Source organism: Micromonospora sp. WMMD1219, from assembly GCF_049315215.1.
GTDB lineage: Bacteria > Actinomycetota > Actinomycetes > Mycobacteriales > Micromonosporaceae > Micromonospora > Micromonospora tulbaghiae.
Genome location: NZ_CP186057.1, coordinates 3,446,937 through 3,464,142, shown reverse-complemented (window position 1 = coordinate 3,464,142; position 17,206 = coordinate 3,446,937). Strand labels below are relative to the sequence as shown.

The window sequence follows — 17,206 nt, the reverse complement described above, 5'->3', positions numbered from 1 at the left end:
TCAGGCGGGGGCCGGTACGGGCGCCGGACCGGGTACGGCGGCAGGCGCCGGACGGGCCGCCGCGATCGCGTACGTCAGGGCGTAGGGCGTGCAGGCCAGGTGGAACATCGGCTCGACGAGCACCCGGTCGGTGATGAGGAACCGTTCCCACCCGGTCGGCCGGGGCAGCCCGAACGACGAGTCGGTCCAGCAGGTGAGCAGCCAGAGCGGCGCGGAGATCCGGTCCACCGAGTCCGGCGGCAGGCCGTCCGCCACGGGTGCGGTGGCCGGGATCGAGGTGACCACCGCGAGCACCACCGCCGCGTCGGCCGCCACCAGCGCGCCGAGCAGCCCGGCCGACCACGCGGCCCGGACCCGGCCCCGGCGCGCCAGCGCCCCGGCGGCCCAGAGCGCCGGGACCAGCAGCGCCAGCCAGAGCAGCAGCCCGGGCACGCTCTCCCGGACGCGGCTCTCGCCCCGGGCGGCGAGCAGCGCCAGCGTGGCGGTCACCGTCGCGGCGATCGGCAGCACCACGCCGAGCGCGGTGGGCAGCGCCCCCACGCGTACGGTCCGGCGCGCGGCCCGGCCGACGACGAGCGCGAGCGCCACGCCGAGCAGCGCGGTGAGCGCCGACCAGGTCGGCAACTGCGCGGCGGCGGCCCACGGCACGCGCATCTCCAGCCACCCGTGGGTCAGGCCCATCACCGCGCCCGCCAGCACGAGAACGGCGACGCAGGCCGGCGGCGCGAGCAGCAACACCCGCGCGGTACGCCCCAGCCGCCGCGTCCCGGCCCGGCCGGTCAGTGGCGGGGGCCCGGCTGGCGGCCAGGCTCGCGGCGAACCGGAGCATCCCCCACCGCCGGCCGGTCCGGGCCAGCTCGTGCAGCTCGGCGGCCCACTCCCGGGCCAGGCCGGCACGCAGCTCCGCCGGCCAGCGGCGCACCGCGACCCGCAGCAGCAAGGCGGCCACCCGCCGGGTCACCACGCGGGCGCCCCGGCCGGGTCCGCGCCGGCACGCTCAACGGGTACGAGGGCACGCAGCTCGGCCAGTGCCAGCCGGGCCGACCGGATGCCCTCGCCGGTCAGCCGGTAGTAGCGGCGGGCCGGGCGGCCGGCGGCGACCGGGTCGACGTCCTCCCAGTCGGCGACGACCCAGCCGGCCGCCTGGAGGCGGTGCAGCACCGGATAGAGCGTCCCGCTGGACAGGCCGGTGAACCGCATCAGGTCGAGGCCGTAGCGCGGCGCCCCGGGCTCGGCGAGCAGCGCCGAGAGCACCTTCGCCACCGGAACGGTCAGTCGCACGGGCCCACTCTATCGGAACTCTACATAGGGTGGCTGCCCCGCCGTAGCAGGACGAACGGTGATCGGCAATGGACGGCGCGGTCTTCCTGCCGGGACCGGTGGCCGGTCCGGCGGGGACCGCTCAGGTGGATCACCAGGGACCCGGATGCAGGCCGCTGCTCCATATGCGAGCCTCGACTGACGAATTCGCTGTCCGCCTTGCTTCCGGCGGACAGTGGCCCGAGCTGGGGAGAGAAAATCGTGGGCAACCTTGACATCGCGCTGAAGAACGCGATGAACATCGACGGCGCGATCGGGGCCGCGCTCGTCGACTACACCAGTGGCATGACCCTCGGCGTCGCCGGGGGCACCGGCGAGATCGACCTGACCGTCGCCGCCGCCGGCAACACCGACGTGGTACGCGCCAAGCTGCGCACCATCGAGATGCTCAAGCTCGACGACGAGATCGAGGACATCCTGATCACGCTCGGCAGCCAGTACCACCTGATCCGCCCGCTGAGCAACCGCACCGGCAAGGGCCTGTTCCTCTACCTGATGGTGAGCAAGAGCCGGGCCAACCTCGCGATGGCGCGGCACCAACTGCGCACGATCGAGGAGAGCCTGGAACTGTGAGCCGGGTGGACGACCTCCCCCGCCGTACGCGCGCCCAGGCCGGCACCCTGCCGCCACCACGGGCGCTCCCACAGTCGCTGGCCGGCAACCCGGCGCTGCCCTACCCGGCCATCGCCCAGGAACTCTCCGCCCTGCGGTTGCAGATCCCCGGCGTGCACGGCTGCGTCCTCGGCGGCGTCGACGGACTGCTCGTCACGCACAACCTGCAGAACGGCGCCGACCCGGACGACCTGGCCGCGCTCGCCGCCACCATGTACGGGCTCGGCCGCCAGGTCGGGTCGCGGCTCGGACAGGGCGACTTCCAGCAGTCCACGGTGCGCAACGCGGGCGGCTACCTCAGCGTCTACGCGATCAACGGGCAGGCGCTGCTCGCCGTGATCGGCACGGACAGCATCAACGTGGCGCGGCTGCACCTGCACGCCCCGACCACAGCGGCCCGGCTCGCCGAGCTGCTCGACGGGGCCACTCCGGCCACGTCCTGACGTACGCCGGTCGTCCCGGTCCCACCCGTCCGGACCGGAGGCGGCCGGCGTACCCCCGGGTTCTGTGGCGCGGCGGTCGCGCGTCTTGCGCGGTGGCCTCCCGGCGCGGTCGCGCGCTCTGGCGCGTCGGTCGCGCTTCTTGTGCGGTGGCCTCCCGGCGCGGTCGCGTGCTCGGCGCGGCGGTCGCGTGGTGCGGCGGGTCAGACGCCGAAGCGGCCGGCCCACGTGGTCACGTCGGCGACGGTGGCGTTGCCGCCGCAGACCACCAGGCCCAGCCGGGCGTCATCCCCCACCCGCTCGATCACCCGGCGGGCGGCGGGCAGCAGGCACCCGGCGGCCGGCTCGGCCCACACCTTGGCGTGCTCGGCCAACTCGACAGTGCCGCGCACCGCCTCGGCGTCGGAGACCACGAGAACGTCGCTGACCAGCGCCGTCACATGGTCGTAGGTGAGCTGCGAGACGCTCGGCGCGCTGAGCGTGGTGACGATCGACGACAACGGCACCTCGACCGGGCCGCCCTTCGCGATCGCCTGCGACATCGCCTGCGCGCCCTCGGTCTCCACGCCCCAGACGCGTACCCCCGGCCGGCGCGCCCGCAGCGCCGCCGCCACTCCCGAGATCAGCGCGCCCCCGCCGATGCTGACCAGCACGTCGGTCAGCTCACCGGCGTCGTCGGCGAACTCCAGCCCGACAGTGCCCTGCCCGGCGAGCACAATCGGGTCGTCGAACGGGTGCAGCAGCGTCACGCCCTCGTCCCGCAGCCGGTTCATCAGCGCGAACGCGCCGGCCATGTCCTCGGTCAGCCGCACGTCCGCCCCGGCGGCGCGGGCCACGTCGACCGCGCGCGCCGGCGCCGTGCGGGGCATGACCACAGTCGCCGCCACGCCGAGCGCGCCCGCCATCACCGCGACCGCGATGCCGTGGTTGCCGCCGCTGACCGCTACCACCCCGGCCGCCCGCTCCGCGTCGCCCAGCGCGAGCAGCTTCGCCGCCGCACCCCGGGCCTTGAACGATCCGGTACGTTGCAGCAGCTCCAGCTTGGCGGTGACCGGCACGCCGAGCAGCTCGGTCAGCCCCGGGCTGGGCACGGTCGGGGTGTGCACGACGACGTCGGCGATCCGTTCGGCGGCCGCCTGGATGTCCGCAAGCTCGATCACCACCGCAGCGTGCCACACCAGCCCGCAAACCCCGCGCCGTCCCCGCCGCGCGCGCCCTCGTCGCCCGCGCCCGTGCCGCGCTCGTGGGCCGCGCTCGTGGGCCGCGCTCGTGGGCCGCGCTCGTGGCCCGCGCTCGTCGATCTTGGAGTTGTGGTGCCTGTGATGCCCCATCCGCGAAGTTCGAGAGGTGCCACAACTCCAAGATCGGCGGCTGGAGCCCGGGGGGCGGCCGTTCGGTCGCTGTCACGATCGGGTGGCGGCCACCTCGGCGTCGCTGCGGAGGATGCAGAACTCGTTGCCCTCCGGGTCGGCGAGCACCACCCAGCCGGTGCCGTCAGAGTTGCGCCGATCGGCCACCACTGCCGCGCCCAGCCCGGTCAGCCGGGCCAGTTCCTCGTCACGCGTCCCCTCGACCGGGCGCAGGTCGAGGTGGATACGGTTCTTGACCTGCTTCGCGTCCGGCACCTCGATGAACAGCAGCCGGTGCCGCCCGTCCGGCGAGTAGATCATGCACTCCTCATGGCCCGGCTCGTTCGGGTCGTCCGGGTCCTCGCGGTAGTCGAGGACTGATGCCCACCAGCGGGACAGGGCGTAGGCGTCGGCACAGTCCACGGTGGTGTGGGACACGTAGGAGGTCATCGCTGGATCATCGCAAGGTCCGGCGGGAGATGTTCCACCGCGCCGAGGGCGGGTACTCCCGATCGTGCGTATCGACATCGACATCGACGAACCGAGGGCCGCAGAGCTGTTCTGGGAGGGCATGCGGGAGGTGGCAGCCGGCGCAGCCCGGCATCAGGACGACGAGCTGTACCGGGCGATCGTCAAGATCGGCCGGGGTGCGCTGGCTCAGGGCGGCGAGCTGGTACCGCAGTGCGGCCTGTTCCTCCAGTGCCCGGTCTGCGAGGCGGTGGCGGGCCAGCGGTGCATCAACGTGCCGCGTCACCCGCTCCGCGAGAACCTCCTGCATCCGGAGCGTGCCGAACTGGCCGGGATGGCACTGCGGGGAGAAGCGCCGCTTCCTCCCCCACTGCGGGATGAGTGAGCTGGTTCGAGATCGAACGGCGACGCGACCACTGTCGGCGTGAATCGACCCGATCCGCGCGCTCGGGGTCGACAGCCTCGACCGTTCACAACACGTCGCCGGCCGCCAGTCCGGCATCGAGCGCGCTCAGGAAGTCCAGCAACTCACGCCGTGCGGCCTCGTCATGTGTGCGGTGGTTCAGGAAGTCCGACGTGACGCGATGGGAGCGGTCCTCGACCACCTCGATCAGCTCGGCCAGTTGAAGGCGGGCCTCGATCACCGCGGCCGAACCCGCCTGACGGCACCAGTCCTCGATGAGGGCGGGGTCGGTGGAGACGGCGTCGATCCCGCAGCACCCGCGAACGCACTCGACCTCGCAGAAGACGACGCACTTGCGCAGGGGCGACGGCACTTCGACCGACACGTCTGCCATCGCCGCCCTCTCCCTGTGCCCGCCGACGGTGGCGGGTAGCCGATGCTAGCGCCGCCACCGCGTACCGCTCCTGCGAATTCGGCGGCCGACCCGGAGCCAGGCGACGGACGAGTCGGCCTGCACGCCGGCTCCGTACTGTGGCAGTCATGTCACGCGGCCTGCCTCTCCTCCTGCTGGACGTCGACGGGGTTCTCAACCCGTTCGGGGCAGACCGCTGCCCATCCGGCTACGAGGAGTTCGACTTCTTCCCCGACGAGGAGCCGGTACGACTGTGCCGCGCTCACGCGGCGTGGCTTCGGGATCTGGGCGACCGGTTCGACATGGTCTGGGCGACCGGGTGGGGCGCCGAGGCGAACCAGTTCCTCGCGCCGGTGCTACAACTTCCAGAGCTACCCGTGATCGGCTTTCCTCCGATCCCGTTCGAGCCACGGGAGAAGGTGCCTGCCATCGCCAGCTATGTCGGCTCACGGCCTGCGGTGTGGATCGACGACGCGTTGACGCCGGAGGCGCATGCCTGGGCCGAGGGGCGCAAGGCGGCGACGCTGCTGGTCGACGTCGACCCCGCAGAGGGGCTGACACAAGCCGTAGTCCGCCGGGCGCTTTCGTGGGCTGAGAACTTGCGTGGCGGCGAGCGGAGTTGGTGACAGCAGCATTCGAGCACGTCGATCGAGCGAGGCAGCGCCATGCTGCGGATGTTCGATCCTGCGGTAGCGGCGGTACTGCCCGATTTCACGACCGACCACGGCAGCGAGAGCGACGTGAGCAGCGACGTAACGACAGCGCTGTGGCGCCCCATGGGACAGCAGGAACTCCGCCTCGTCCGCGAGGCAGGCGGGCGCAGGTGGCCGGCGCTCCGGCCACACCAAACCCACTTCTTCCCGATGCTCGACGAGGACTTCGCGATCAGGGCTGCGCAGAACTGGAACCTGTTCGGACCCGTGCGCTACGTGGCCCGCTTCCACGTCGAGACAGCTTTCCTGGGCCGCTACTCGACACGGTCCTTTGGCGGATCCACCACTCCGATGCTGTGGGTTGCAGCCGAGGAACTCGACGAGTTCAACGCGCACATCGTCGGTTCGATCGAGGTCGTCCACGAGTTCCGATAGCGGGTGACCGGAAGGCGGCCGTCGGATGATCCCGACGACGTGCGGCCGGTTGGGCTGGACGACGCCGCGGGAGGCAGCACCGTCGAGACGACGGGTGACGTCGTCTGGGCCAGGGGCATACCGCTGTCACGGAAGCTCTTCTCCGGTAGCCGAGCCGAACAGGCGGTAGATGCTTGCGCGGTATCAGGTCACCGCTGAGTCGAGTCCTCGATCTTCCTCCGCACACCGCCGAGATCAGGGCGTCGCCAGGGCGTCCGGGCTGCGCGGAAGCGGGCCAGACCCGGCCGCTTTGACGGTCAGTCGTCGAACTCGAAGCCGCTCGCCTCGGCGTCCCTGATCAGCCGCCGCATGCGCTCGCCGTCGGTGGCAACCGCGGTCATCCGCGCTTCCAGCTCTTCCAGCGCCCCTCGGTCAGTGCCGTAGGCGCAGAACGTGCCCCCCTCGCAGGCGTAGACGAATCGGCCGTCGAGAGACTGAGCCTCCGTGCTGACGAGAACCTGCGCCACGCCCTCCCAGAAGTACCCGTTGGGCTCGTGATCGAGTTCTTCGATCACGTCGTCGACCGGCGTCGTCCCCGCGTTCAACAGGAGCGAATACTCACCGGGCGTCGTCTCGATCATGAGAAACAAGGTCATCGAGGGAGCCTGGCAGCCTCGGTAGCCGGCGACAAGATCCTGGCGGTCGCTCTCACGATGGCGGGCCCGCACCAGCCTCGAACAGGCGGTCGACGGCCTGCCGGGTGCGTTTCTCGCCGGCCTGGGCGGTGAGCCACCGACAGCCGCCGAGACACCGCCCCACAGCCAGAGCTCAGTTCAGCGCGAGTTCGTCCGGGAAGCGCTCGTCAAGCGCGGCGACCGCATACTTCAGGCAGTAGTCGAGGCTGTGGCCGTCGACCCTGATCGACGCACCACCGAGCCGCTGACCCGAGATCACCACGGTCCAGGGCTTGCGCTCCCGCTCCCCGTCAATCTTGACCAGCCCGACCAGGCCCATCTCCCCCAGGCGCGCCAGCATCTCCGGCACACACTCGTCCCACCTCATCCACGAATGGGATCACCAAGACCGCTACGGAAGCCAGCGGCTCGGCCAGGTCGTGCGTCAGGGCTTCTGTGAGCTGGTGGGCGACGGACGAGTCGACCTGTACGCCGGATTCTGTGACCGGCACGCCCGTAGGCGCACCGGCGGCGGCCATCCATCTCGGCCTGCCGTTGCCGGCAGGCTCCAGCGGCCTACCCGCAGACATCGGGCGGGCAGCCCTCAGGCGTCTGCGCGGGTCGTCATCTTGCGGTGACGGCCCTTTCTTGGCCTTGCTCCGGGTGGGGTTTACCGAGCCACCCCGGTCACCCGGGGTGCTGGTGGGCTCTTACCCCACCGTTTCACCCTTACCGTCCCGTTACGGGCCGGCGGTCTGTTTTCTGTGGCACTGTCCCGCGGGTCACCCCGGGTTGCCGTTAGCAACCACCCTGCCCTGTGGAGTCCGGACGTTCCTCGGCGACGGGCCGGAGCCCGTCGACGCGACCGCCCGGTCGACTCGTCCGTCGCGCCCTCATCCTAACGACGCACCCGCCGCGCCCATTTCCACCCCGGCCCGCCAGGGCGCGCCCGCCATTTCGGGGAGGTGGCGGCATCAACCGGCCCTCGATACAGCCACTTCCCCGAGCTGGCGACGGAACCGGCCGACCCACAAGCCCACCAGCCTGCCCGGCCACTACGCGGCCCGGGACCCGGACCGACTAGCCTCGGGGGACCATGGATCTCTCCGACGCCGCGCTCCTGGTCGCCGCCGGCCTCGCCGCGGGCACCGTCAACGCGGTGGCCGGCGGTGGCTCGCTGATCACGTTCCCGGCGATGATCGCCACCGGCCTGCCGCCGGTGGCGGCGAACGTCTCGAACTCCGTGTCGGTCTTTCCCGGGTACGTGGCGAGTGTGGCGGGCAGCCGGGTGGACCTGCCGCGCGGGCGGGAGCTGTGGTCGCTGCTGCCCACCGCCGTGCTCGGCACGATCGCCGGGTGCGCGCTGCTGCTGGCCACGCCCGCTCGGGCGTTCGAGCTGGTGGTGCCGTTCCTCGTGCTGGCCGCGACCGCCGTACTCGCGTTCCAGGGGCCGCTGCGCCGGCTGGTCGGCCATCCGGAGCGGCTGGGCGCGCGTCGCCGTACCGTCACGGTGCAGACCATGGTCGCGGTCGGCACCGTGTACGGCGGCTACTTCGGCGCGGCCCTCGGGGTGATGCTGGTGGCCGGGTTGGCGCTGGTGCTGGACGCGACGCTGGCCCGGGTGTCGGCGGTGAAGAACCTGCTCTCCGCAGTGGTGGGGCTGACCACGCTCGTGGTGTTCGCGCTGTTCGGCCCGGTGAACTGGGCGGCCGTCGCGGTGGTCGCGCCGGCCACCCTGTTCGGTGGGTACGCGGGCGCGCGGCTGGCCCGCCGGCTTCCGCAGGTGGTGTTGAAGACGGTGATCGTGGTGTTCGGCACCGCCATCGGGTTCTACCTGCTGTGGCGGGCGCTGACCTGACGCCGCCCGGCCGGAGCCGGGCCGGGGCCAGAGTCAGTCCCGGTCAGTACGCCTCCCCCACCGGCTCCTCCGGCGCGTGTTCGGCGCTGCGGGCGGCCCGGTTCCAGATGACCCGTTCGCCGTAGCCGGCCGCCATCAGGTGCCCGAACGCGAGGTACGCGAGCACGCCGGCGGCGAGCACCCCGAAGCCGACCCAGAACGGCAGCGCGAGGCTGTGTTCGGCCAGCTTGCCGGAGATGATCGGCGCGGGCGCGGCGGCGCCCCAGCGGACCAGGTTGAACGCGCCGGTGGCGACGCGCCGGTCGGCGGAGCCGAGCCCGAGCGCCAGGTCGGTCAGGTTGGCGTTGGCGAGGCCCATGAACAGGCCGGCGACGACGAGGACGACGAGCGACATGGCGGTGCCGGTGGAGGTGGCGAACAGGACCATGCAGACCAGCAGGCCGAGCAGTGCGACGCCGACTGTCTGCACCGCGCCGATGCGGTGGGCCAGCCGGTGCCCGATCAGCAGGATGCCGGCGGCCAGGCCGAGGCCCCAGCCGGTGAACGCCAGGCCCAGCGGGATGACGTCGAGGCGCAGGAACAGCGGCGTGTAGCCGAGCACGACGAAGAAGACGAAGTTGTACGCGGCGGTGACCACGCACAGCGCCACGAACGCGGGTCTGCGGTAGGTGGCGAAGATCTGGCCGAGGCGCACGGGGGCCTGCTTGTGGGCCGGTTCGCGCAGCTTGCGGGCGGCGACGCCGAGCGCAAGCACCATGAACACGCCGCAGACGAAGAACGGCAGCCGCCAGCTCACCTCGCCGAGCAGGCCGCCGATCAGCGGGCCGACCGCGAAGCCGAGCCCGAGGGCGGTCTCGAACAGGCCGACCACCCATTCCCTGTCGTTCGCGAGGTTGACCAGCACGACCATGGCGGTGGCGAAGAACATCGCGTTGCCCAGGCCCCAGACGCCGCGCAGCACGGAGAGCTGCACGATGTCGTTGCTGAACGAGGCTCCGATGGCGGCCAGGCCGACGACCGAGACGCCGGTGACGAGCACCGGCTTGAAACCGAACCGCCCGCTGGCGAGCGTCGCCGGGATCATGCCGACGGCCATGACCGCGATGTACGCGGTGAAGAGCAGCTCGACCTGCCAGGCGGTGACGCCGATCGCCTCGCCGATGGCGGGCAGGATCGGGTCGACCACGGCGATGCCGGCGATCGCGAGGAACGCCACGAGCGTGGTGGCGTAGATGGCACTGCGGTTGGGCTCGGATCGGTGATCCACTCCGCAACCTCCCAGATAGCTGTATCGTACAGGTATTTTTCTTGTATCATACAGCTATGAGTGACGACGTCCACGCTCCCGAGGTCACCCTCGGCCGGATCGAAACCGAGGTCGCGTTGCTGATGCGCCTGGGTGAGGCCACCCGCCGGGGCACCGGCACGATGGAGCACCGGCTGCTGGACCGCGCCGCGTACGTGATCCTGCGCCACCTGGACGCGGCCGGCCCGCAGAACGTCTCGGCGCTCGCCGCGCGGCTGAACCTGGACGGCTCCACCGTCACGCGGCAGGTCTCCGCGCTCCAGCGCGACGGGCTGATCTCGCGTACCCCCGACCCGGCCGACGGGCGCGGCACGGTGATCTCCGCGACGGCGGCCGGGCTCCAGCGGATGGCCGCCGTCCGGGCGGCCCGCACCCGGTTGTACGGCGACATCCTCGCCGCCTGGCCCGAGGCGGACCGGGAGACGCTGGCGGACATGTTGCACCGCCTCAACGAGGCGCTCGACGCGCGCAACCGCCGCCGCTGAGGCGTTAGGAAGGGCCCCTTATTATGCAGAATGCGTTAATAAGGGGCCCTTCCTTTCACGCCACCGGCTCCCGCGCGGAGTCTCCGCGATCGGCGGTCGCCGTCACGCGCGGGTCGCCCTCGTCGGCGAAGTAGTCGTCCGGCGTGGTGCCGTCCGGCCCGTCGGCCACCTTCGCGGCGCGCAGCACCAGCGTGAGCAGCGCGGCCACCACCAGGTTCACCAGCACCGCCACGATGCCCACGTAGATGGTCTTCGGCGTGTCGAAGCCGAACTTTTCCAGCGGGAACGCCGACCCGGCGAAGTGCTTCTTCCCGGTCGCCGGGTTGCCGATCTGGTACAGCATCCACATGCCGAGGCCCATGCCGGCCGCCCAGCCGGCGATCAGCGCACCCCTGTGGAACCAGCGGGTGTAGAGGCCCAGCGCCACCGCCGGCAGCGTCTGGAGGATGATCACGCCGCCGATGAGCTGGAGGTCGATGGAGAACTGCGGGTCCAGGAAGACGATGCAGGCCACCGCGCCGACCTTCACCACCAGCGAGGTGATCTTCGAGACGTTCGCCTCCTGCGCCGGGGTGGCGTCCCGCTTCAGGTACTCCTTGTAGATGTTGCGGGTGAACAGGTTCGCCGCCGCGATCGACATGATCGCCGCCGGCACCAGCGCGCCGATGCCGATGGCCGCGTACGCGACCCCGGCGAACCAGTCCGGGAACTGCTGGTCGAACAGCAGCGGCACCACAGTGTTGCCGTCGGTCGTGCCCTCCTTCGCACCGGGCAGCGGCTTCACGTTCGCCGCGATGGCCATGTACCCGAGCAGCGCGATCAGACCCAGCAGCAGGCTGTACGCGGGCAGCGCGGACATGTTCCGCTTGATCACGTCGCGGTTCCGGCTGGCCAGCACGCCGGTGATGCTGTGCGGGTAGAGGAACAGCGCCAGCGCCGAGCCGAACGCCAGCGTCACGTACTGGATCTGGTTGTTCTGGTTGAGCAGGATGCCGTCGCCGGGCGCGGGTGACGCCTGGAACTTCGCGTCGGCGGCGTCGAAGATGGCGCCCCAGCCGCCGAGCTTGTACGGCAGCCAGATCACCGCGACCAGGATCACGATGTAGATCAGTGAGTCCTTGACGAACGCGATCAGCGCCGGGGCGCGCAGCCCGGACTGGTACGTGTACGCGGCCAGGATCGCGAACGCGATGATGATCGGCAGGTGCCGGGCCAGCGCGCTGTCCCCTGTGACGCCCATGGTCTTGAGCACTGCCTCGATGCCGACCAGTTGCAGCGCGATGTACGGCATCGTGGCGACGATGCCGGTGATCGCGACCAGCAGCGCCAGGATCGGCGAACCGAACCGGTTGCGGACGAAGTCGGCGGGGGTGACGAATCCGTGCCGGTGCGAGACCGACCAGAGCCGGCACAGCACCAGGAACACCAGCGGGTAGATGACGATCGTGTACGGCACGGCGAAGAAGCCCGCCGCGCCGGCCCCGAAGATCAGCGCCGGGACCGCCACGAACGTGTACGCGGTGTAGAGGTCACCGCCGACCAGGAACCAGGTGATCCAGCCGCCGAAGCTGCGACCGCCCAGACCCCACTCGTCCAGGTGGGCCATGTCGGTCGGTCTGCGCCAGCGGGCCGCCACGAATCCCATGGCGCTGACCAGCAGGAACAGCAGTGTGAAGACGATGATCTCGGTGAGGTGGTCCCGCCACATCAGTGGTCACCCCGCTTCTTGGTCATCTGGTAGACCAGCGTGGTGGTGCCGACGCCCAGCAGGATCCAGGCCAGTTGCAGCCAGTAGAAACGCGGGAACCCGAACAGCCGGGGCGAGTCGGCGTTGAACAGTGCCGGGATCAGCGGCACCACGATCGGGATGAAGAGCAACCAGTTCCAGGGACTCTTGTCCTTCGCCCTGGATCGCGCCGTGTCGAGCGCCTCCGGTTCCGGTGCGGACATGTGACACCCCTCCGGGCATTCGTAGCGGGCCATGTGACGGCCGGAGGCTACGACCCTGTGACGGGGGTCACGTCCGATCGGGTGATGTCGATGCGCCGAACGGCCGCCGGCATGCGCCGAGCGGCCGTCAGACGTCCGTGAGGTGCGAGGTGTCGTTGACCGAGCGGACCGCGACGCCGCCGTCCGGGTACAGGTCCAGCACCGAGATGCCCGCCGTGTCCAGGTAGAGCCGGTGCAGGAACGCGTCGCCGGCGGCGAGCGCGTCGCGCAGCACCAGCTTGATCGGCGAGACGTGGGAGACCACCACGACCGTCTCCCCCGGGTACGCCGACCGCAGCCGGTCGACCGCCCGCCCGGTCCGCTCGGCGACTGTCACGAACGACTCGCCCTTCGGCGGCGCGACCCGGGTGGAGGCGAGCCAGGCGTCCAGCTCGGCCGCCCAGCCCTCGCGTACCTCGGCGAACGTGTGCCCCTCCCACACCCCGAAGTCGCACTCGATCAGGTCGTCGTCGGTGCGTACCGGCGGGTTGCCGACCTGCGCGGCGACCGCCTCGGCGGTGGCCGTACACCGGGACAACGGGGAACTGACGACGGCGGCGACGGACGGCGCCAGCGCGGCCACCCGCGCGGCGGTGGCCCGGGCCTGGGCCCGGCCGCGCTCGGTGAGCGGCACGTCGCCCCGGCCGGAGTAGCGCTTCTGCACCGTGCGTTCGGTCTCGCCGTGCCGCACCAGGATCAGCCGGGTGGCCTCCTCGGTCGGGCGCGGCTCCCAGGAGGCGGGCGTGGTGGCCGGATCGGTGCCGGTGGCCCGGACGACCGTCGCCTCCCGCGCCGCGGCCTTCCCGGCGCCGGCCGGTGCCGCACCGGACGCGGCGGCGTCCATGGCCGCGTTGGCCAGGGCGTCGGCGTGCCGGTTGCGCTCCCGCGGCACCCAGGTGAACCGTACGGCGGCGAAGCGGCTGACCAGCCCGGCCGCCTGGGCGGCGAGCGGACGCAGTCCGGGGTGCTTGATCTGCCAGCGGCCGCACATCTGCTCGACCACCAGCTTGGAGTCCATCCGCGCCTCGACCTCGGCCGCGCCCAGCTCGGCGGCGGCCTCCAGCCCGGCGATCAGGCCCCGGTACTCGGCCACGTTGTTCGTCGCCGTACCGATCGACTCCGACCGCTCGGCCAGCACCTCGCCGGTCTCCGGATCCCGGACCACGGCGCCGTAGCCGGCCGGACCGGGGTTGCCCCGGGAGCCGCCGTCGGCCTCGATCACGACCGCGCGCACCGCCACGGCGGCTACAGTCCCGACTCGTTGGTCCGGACCATGATCCGCCGGCACTCCTCGCAGCGGACCACGTCGTCCGGGTCCGCCTTGCGGATGCGCGCCAGGTCGGCGCCGGACATCTCCAGCCGGCAGCCGCCGCAGCGGCCCCCGGTGAGCAGCGCGGCGCCCATGCCGGTGTCCTCGCGGATCTTGTCGTAGAGGCCGATCAGGTCCGCCGGGAGGTCACCGGCGAGCGGCTGGCGGGCCGTGCGCTTGAACTCCTCCTCCTTGGCGATCTCCGCCAGGGTCTCGTCGCGGCGCTGCTCGGTCGCGGCGCGGCGCTCGCGGGCCTCGGCGATCCGGCTCTCGACGCCGTCGAGCACGCCCTGCGCGGTCTCCCGCTGCTCCATCAGCTCCAGCTCGGCGTCCTCCAGGTCGCTCTGCCGGCGGTTCAGCGACACCAGCTCGTGCTGGATCGCCTCCAGCTCCCGGGCCGGGCCGCTGCCCGAGGCCAGCCGGGCCTCGTCCTTGCTCTTGCGCGCCCGCACCTGGTCGACGTCCTTCTCGATCCGCGCGATGTCGCGGTCCAGGTCGTCGACCGCCACCTGGGCGCGGACCCGCTCGTCCTCCAGCGCGGACAGCTCACGCGCCAGCGCCTCCAGCTCGGCGCGCTCCGGCAGGGTGCGGCGGCGGTGCGCGAGCTGGGCCAGCGCGGTGTCGATCGCCTGGAGGTCGAGCAGGCGGCGCTGCACCTTCGGGTCAGCCTTCACGTCGGGGCTCCTTGTCGTCCGGCCGGGGCGCGGCGGCGTGCACGGTCCACGGGTCGGTGTCCAGGTCGGACACCACGGTCTCGACGTCCAGCTCGGCGGCCAGGAAGGCGGCCAGGTCGTCCAGCCAGGGTCGCTCCGTCGCCCAGTGGGCGGCGTCCAGCAGCGCCGGGCCACCGGCGGCGAGGTGTTCCCCGGCCGGGTGGTGGCGCAGGTCCGCGGTGAGGAACGCGTCCACCCCGGCCGCGGTCGCCTCGGCGAGGAAGCCGTCCCCCGAGCCGCCGCTGACGGCGAGGGTACGAACCATACGCCCGGGATCCCCGGCGGCGCGAACTCCCCAGGCGGTGACCGGGAGCACGGCGGCGGCCAGCCGGGTCAGCTCGGCGAGCGTCATCGGGGTGGGCAGCTCACCGATGCGGCCGATGCCCCGGCCGGGACCGGCGGCGGGCGAGCCGGGGCGGGGCGGGTGCAGCGGGCGCAGCCCGGTCAGCCCGAACCGGGCGGCGAGCGCGTCGGACACCCCCGGGTCGGCCACGTCGGCGTTGGTGTGGGCCACGTGCAGCGCGACATCCGCCTTGATCAACCGGTGCACGATCCGGCCCTTGAACGTGGTGGCGGCCACCGAGGAGACGCCGCGCAGCAGCAGCGGGTGGTGCGCGACGATCATGTCCGCGCCGGCGTCGAGCGCCTCGTCCACGGTCTCCGGGACCACGTCCACCACGCAGGCGACCCGGCGTACCGGATGGTCGGGCTCGCCCAGCACCAGGCCGACGCGATCCCACTCCTCGGCCCAGGCGGGCGGATAACGGCGGTCCAGGGCGGCCACGACGTCGGCGACGGTTGTGCTCACGGGCGGCCAGCTTACCGGCGTCCGGGCCGGTACACGCCGACCGCCGCCGGGCGAGGCCCCCGGCGTCCGCCGAGGGCCGTGCCCATCGCGGGTCAGCCGACCGGGGCGACCGGCCGGTCCGCGCCGCGCAGGGCGGCCAGGCCGGCGTCCCAGGGGAAGGCGTCCGCGCGCCGCTCCCCCGTGCCGGGCGGGTGCAGGCGTACGACGTGGTCGCCGAAGACCACCCGGACGCCCCACTGCCCGAGCCGGTCCAGGCTGGCCCGGAACGCCGGGTGCGCGGCCATCGCCTCGTTCGTGTACGGCACGGCGGCGATCGGCACCCCCATCCCCTGCCCCTCGATCAGCAGGCCGAGCGCCAGGGTGTCCGTGATGCCGACCGCCCACTTGTTGATCGTGTTGACGGTGGCCGGGCACACCAGCATGGCGTCGGCCGGGGGCAGCACGTCCGGGTCACCCGGGTTCTTGTAGTGCGTACGAACCGGGTGACCGGTCTGCCGGGCCAGCTCCGTCCGGTCGACGAACTTCGCGCCGTCCGGCGTGGTGACCACGCAGACCGTCCAGCCCTCACGCTGGGCGAGGTCGACCAGCCGGCCGACGTGACGGGCCAGCGGCGAACCGCAGGCGATGACGTAGAGCACCCGCCGGTGCCCGTTGGCGGTCTCCGGACCGCTCATACTCCGACTCCCATGTGCTCAGCCAACTCCGCGATCGGCGGAGGCGGCGCACCACGTGTGCGACGGAGAATCTCGGACATCAATTCGTGCGCTATCGGCCGGCACCGGATCTCGGAGGGCGCGAGCCGGTCGCCGCGCAGCAGCATGTCCCCGGCGTTGGCGACGTCACCGATCTGGGAGTAACCCCGGGCCAGGTCGAGCAGGTGGTGCGCGCGCCGCTCCGGCAGCAGCGCGTTGAACGCGGGCTCGGCCAGCCGCATGTGGGTCTCCACCGCCCGGCCGCCGTCGCCCAGCTCGACCGCCGCCGCCGCGCGGTGCAGCTCCAGGTTGGTCGGGCCGAAGGAGGTCCAGTAGTGGTTGTGGTCCCCGCCGAGCAGCTTGGCCGCCTCGTCGGCGCCCGCGAGCAGGTCGTCCACAGTCGCCGAGTCGCCGATCCGGGCGGCCGCCATCGCGCCCTGGAGCAGCAGCATGCCGTACACCGAGAGCCGTTCCGGCCGGACGTCGTTGTCGCCGCCGGGCGCGAGCCGGCCCGCGATGCGGACGTTCAGCTCCAGCGCGGGGCGGGGGCGGCCCATCGCGACGAGCGCGTTGCACACCCGCGTGGTGGCGATGCCGGCCAGCAGCGGGTCGTCGGCCCGCTGGGCCACCGCCATCGACCGGTCGGCGGCGAGCCAGGCGAGGTCGCACTCGCCCAGCTTGCGCAGCACCGACGAGGCGATCTGGTAGACCTGCCCGAGCAGGTGGGCGGCCTCGCGTACCTGGTCGTCGGCGGCGTAGCCGGCGTCCGCCGCCTGGGCGTCGCGCAGCAGCTTGGGCAGCGCGCGGGTGAGCATCCCGTAGCGGCCGTACTGGTAGGTGAGCCAGGCGTGGTTCACGGCCTTGCGCATGTCGGCCAGCGGCGGGGGGCAGGGCGCCGCGTCGAAGTAGGCGCTCATCGAGTCGTACCGCTCCAGGGCGGTGCGGATCTCCTCCACCTCGACCTGGTCGATGCAGTTGAGCGCGTCGGCACGCCGTTCCGGGTCCTTGCCGTGCAGCAGCTGCACGTCGATCTGGAGGATGTCGGCGATCTCGTAGAGCACGGAGAACTTGTCCAGCCGGCGGACGCCGCGCTCCACCTTGTCCACCCAGCTCTTGGACTTGCCGAGCCGGTCGGCGAAGACCTGCTGGGACATCTTGCGGCGGCTCCGCCAGTACGCCACCCGCCGGCCTATGGGCAGTTCGTCCATTCCCGCTCCCTCCCCCTCACGGCGCCGGCCGGTCCCCCCACGTCCCTCAGGCTCGCGCCGATCGCACAGGTTGTGCGTCCACCGTCCAGCCAG

22 protein-coding genes and 1 other RNA gene are annotated in these 17,206 nt (G+C 72.2%); 7 read left to right on the top strand and 16 right to left on the bottom strand.

Translation table 11 applies throughout. The annotated features are described in order from the left end of the window. Both ACN27C_RS16810 and ACN27C_RS16805 read right to left on the bottom strand, forming a co-directional pair. Positions 1–735, bottom strand: a complete 735-nt coding sequence (locus tag ACN27C_RS16810) for a hypothetical protein (RefSeq protein WP_422746676.1) — start codon at positions 733–735, stop codon at positions 1–3. Between the two features lie 222 nt (positions 736–957). Beyond that, a complete protein-coding gene (locus ACN27C_RS16805) occupies positions 958–1,281 on the bottom strand; it encodes a PadR family transcriptional regulator (protein ID WP_422746674.1) in 324 nt (107 codons plus the stop codon). Positions 1,282–1,521: 240 nt separating this feature from the next. Between ACN27C_RS16805 and ACN27C_RS16800 the strand changes: the two genes are divergently transcribed. Further along, positions 1,522–1,893 carry a hypothetical protein gene (locus ACN27C_RS16800; RefSeq protein ID WP_013287772.1) on the top strand — a complete coding sequence of 124 codons (372 nt, stop codon included), beginning with the start codon at positions 1,522–1,524 and terminating at the stop codon, positions 1,891–1,893. Beyond that, complete coding sequence (locus ACN27C_RS16795; protein WP_393378896.1) at positions 1,890–2,375, top strand: roadblock/LC7 domain-containing protein; 486 nt, start codon at positions 1,890–1,892, stop codon at positions 2,373–2,375. The genes ACN27C_RS16800 and ACN27C_RS16795 overlap by 4 nt, the downstream gene beginning before the upstream one ends. A gap of 200 nt (positions 2,376–2,575) precedes the next feature. On the opposite strand, the gene ACN27C_RS16790 is transcribed toward ACN27C_RS16795, so the two are convergent. Next, positions 2,576–3,532, bottom strand: coding sequence for a threonine/serine dehydratase (locus ACN27C_RS16790; protein WP_422746671.1), 957 nt, complete (start codon positions 3,530–3,532; stop codon positions 2,576–2,578). Positions 3,533–3,775: 243 nt separating this feature from the next. Beyond that, on the bottom strand, positions 3,776–4,171 hold the full coding sequence (locus ACN27C_RS16785; protein ID WP_357825687.1) for a VOC family protein: 396 nt from the start codon (positions 4,169–4,171) through the stop codon (positions 3,776–3,778). 64 nt (positions 4,172–4,235) lie between these two features. Between ACN27C_RS16785 and ACN27C_RS16780 the strand changes: the two genes are divergently transcribed. Continuing rightward, positions 4,236–4,574 carry a zinc finger domain-containing protein gene (locus ACN27C_RS16780; RefSeq protein WP_151501377.1) on the top strand — a complete coding sequence of 113 codons (339 nt, stop codon included), beginning with the start codon at positions 4,236–4,238 and terminating at the stop codon, positions 4,572–4,574. A gap of 85 nt (positions 4,575–4,659) precedes the next feature. On the opposite strand, the gene ACN27C_RS16775 is transcribed toward ACN27C_RS16780, so the two are convergent. After that, a complete protein-coding gene (locus tag ACN27C_RS16775) occupies positions 4,660–4,986 on the bottom strand; it encodes a DUF6331 family protein (RefSeq protein WP_358172514.1) in 327 nt (108 codons plus the stop codon). A gap of 146 nt (positions 4,987–5,132) precedes the next feature. On the opposite strand from ACN27C_RS16775, the gene ACN27C_RS16770 reads away from it, so the two are divergent. Continuing rightward, positions 5,133–5,630, top strand: a complete 498-nt coding sequence (locus tag ACN27C_RS16770; RefSeq protein WP_422746668.1) for an HAD domain-containing protein — start codon at positions 5,133–5,135, stop codon at positions 5,628–5,630. A gap of 39 nt (positions 5,631–5,669) precedes the next feature. Beyond that, positions 5,670–6,092, top strand: coding sequence for an ADP-ribosylation/crystallin J1 (locus ACN27C_RS16765; protein WP_422746666.1), 423 nt, complete (start codon positions 5,670–5,672; stop codon positions 6,090–6,092). A gap of 296 nt (positions 6,093–6,388) precedes the next feature. Here ACN27C_RS16765 and ACN27C_RS16760 read toward each other — a convergent pair whose 3' ends face one another. From ACN27C_RS16760 to rnpB, 3 genes are all read right to left on the bottom strand, one after another. Next, positions 6,389–6,727 (bottom strand): Imm51 family immunity protein, encoded by a 339-nt coding sequence (locus tag ACN27C_RS16760; RefSeq protein ID WP_422746664.1) that lies wholly within the window; start codon positions 6,725–6,727, stop codon positions 6,389–6,391. A gap of 172 nt (positions 6,728–6,899) precedes the next feature. Next, positions 6,900–7,106 carry a hypothetical protein gene (locus tag ACN27C_RS16755; protein WP_422751634.1) on the bottom strand — a complete coding sequence of 69 codons (207 nt, stop codon included), beginning with the start codon at positions 7,104–7,106 and terminating at the stop codon, positions 6,900–6,902. Positions 7,107–7,217: 111 nt separating this feature from the next. Then, positions 7,218–7,626: RNase P RNA component class A (gene rnpB / locus ACN27C_RS16750), an RNA gene on the bottom strand. A gap of 215 nt (positions 7,627–7,841) precedes the next feature. On the opposite strand from rnpB, the gene ACN27C_RS16745 reads away from it, so the two are divergent. Then, positions 7,842–8,603, top strand: a complete 762-nt coding sequence (locus tag ACN27C_RS16745; protein ID WP_358172497.1) for a sulfite exporter TauE/SafE family protein — start codon at positions 7,842–7,844, stop codon at positions 8,601–8,603. Positions 8,604–8,646: 43 nt separating this feature from the next. Here ACN27C_RS16745 and ACN27C_RS16740 read toward each other — a convergent pair whose 3' ends face one another. Then, a complete protein-coding gene (locus ACN27C_RS16740) occupies positions 8,647–9,870 on the bottom strand; it encodes an MFS transporter (protein WP_422746661.1) in 1,224 nt (407 codons plus the stop codon). A gap of 56 nt (positions 9,871–9,926) precedes the next feature. Here ACN27C_RS16740 and ACN27C_RS16735 point away from each other — a divergent pair, with 56 nt between their 5' ends. Then, positions 9,927–10,394: a MarR family winged helix-turn-helix transcriptional regulator gene (locus ACN27C_RS16735; protein WP_013287783.1), complete on the top strand. Its 468-nt coding sequence runs from the start codon at positions 9,927–9,929 to the stop codon at positions 10,392–10,394. 55 nt (positions 10,395–10,449) lie between these two features. Here the strand turns inward: ACN27C_RS16735 and mctP are convergent, their stop codons facing one another. From mctP to ACN27C_RS16700, 7 genes are all read right to left on the bottom strand, one after another. Next, complete coding sequence (gene mctP, locus ACN27C_RS16730) at positions 10,450–12,102, bottom strand: monocarboxylate uptake permease MctP (RefSeq protein WP_091331060.1); 1,653 nt, start codon at positions 12,100–12,102, stop codon at positions 10,450–10,452. Next, on the bottom strand, positions 12,102–12,344 hold the full coding sequence (locus ACN27C_RS16725) for a DUF3311 domain-containing protein (RefSeq protein ID WP_013475661.1): 243 nt from the start codon (positions 12,342–12,344) through the stop codon (positions 12,102–12,104). The genes mctP and ACN27C_RS16725 overlap by 1 nt, the downstream gene beginning before the upstream one ends. A 127-nt stretch (positions 12,345–12,471) precedes the next feature. Further along, complete coding sequence (locus tag ACN27C_RS16720; protein ID WP_422751564.1) at positions 12,472–13,623, bottom strand: bifunctional RNase H/acid phosphatase; 1,152 nt, start codon at positions 13,621–13,623, stop codon at positions 12,472–12,474. Between the two features lie 5 nt (positions 13,624–13,628). Further along, entirely contained in the window at positions 13,629–14,366 is a 738-nt protein-coding gene (locus ACN27C_RS16715; RefSeq protein WP_120568675.1) for a zinc ribbon domain-containing protein, read from the bottom strand. Further along, positions 14,356–15,213: a Nif3-like dinuclear metal center hexameric protein gene (locus ACN27C_RS16710; protein ID WP_422751563.1), complete on the bottom strand. Its 858-nt coding sequence runs from the start codon at positions 15,211–15,213 to the stop codon at positions 14,356–14,358. The genes ACN27C_RS16715 and ACN27C_RS16710 overlap by 11 nt, the downstream gene beginning before the upstream one ends. Positions 15,214–15,305: 92 nt before the next feature. After that, the gene (locus ACN27C_RS16705; RefSeq protein WP_252454773.1) at positions 15,306–15,887 is read right to left on the bottom strand and encodes a flavoprotein; all 582 of its coding nucleotides are present in this window, start codon (positions 15,885–15,887) and stop codon (positions 15,306–15,308) included. Beyond that, positions 15,884–17,113 carry a helix-turn-helix domain-containing protein gene (locus ACN27C_RS16700; protein ID WP_120568672.1) on the bottom strand — a complete coding sequence of 410 codons (1,230 nt, stop codon included), beginning with the start codon at positions 17,111–17,113 and terminating at the stop codon, positions 15,884–15,886. Before ACN27C_RS16700 ends, ACN27C_RS16705 begins: the two co-directional genes overlap by 4 nt. Positions 17,114–17,206 lie beyond the last annotated feature (93 nt).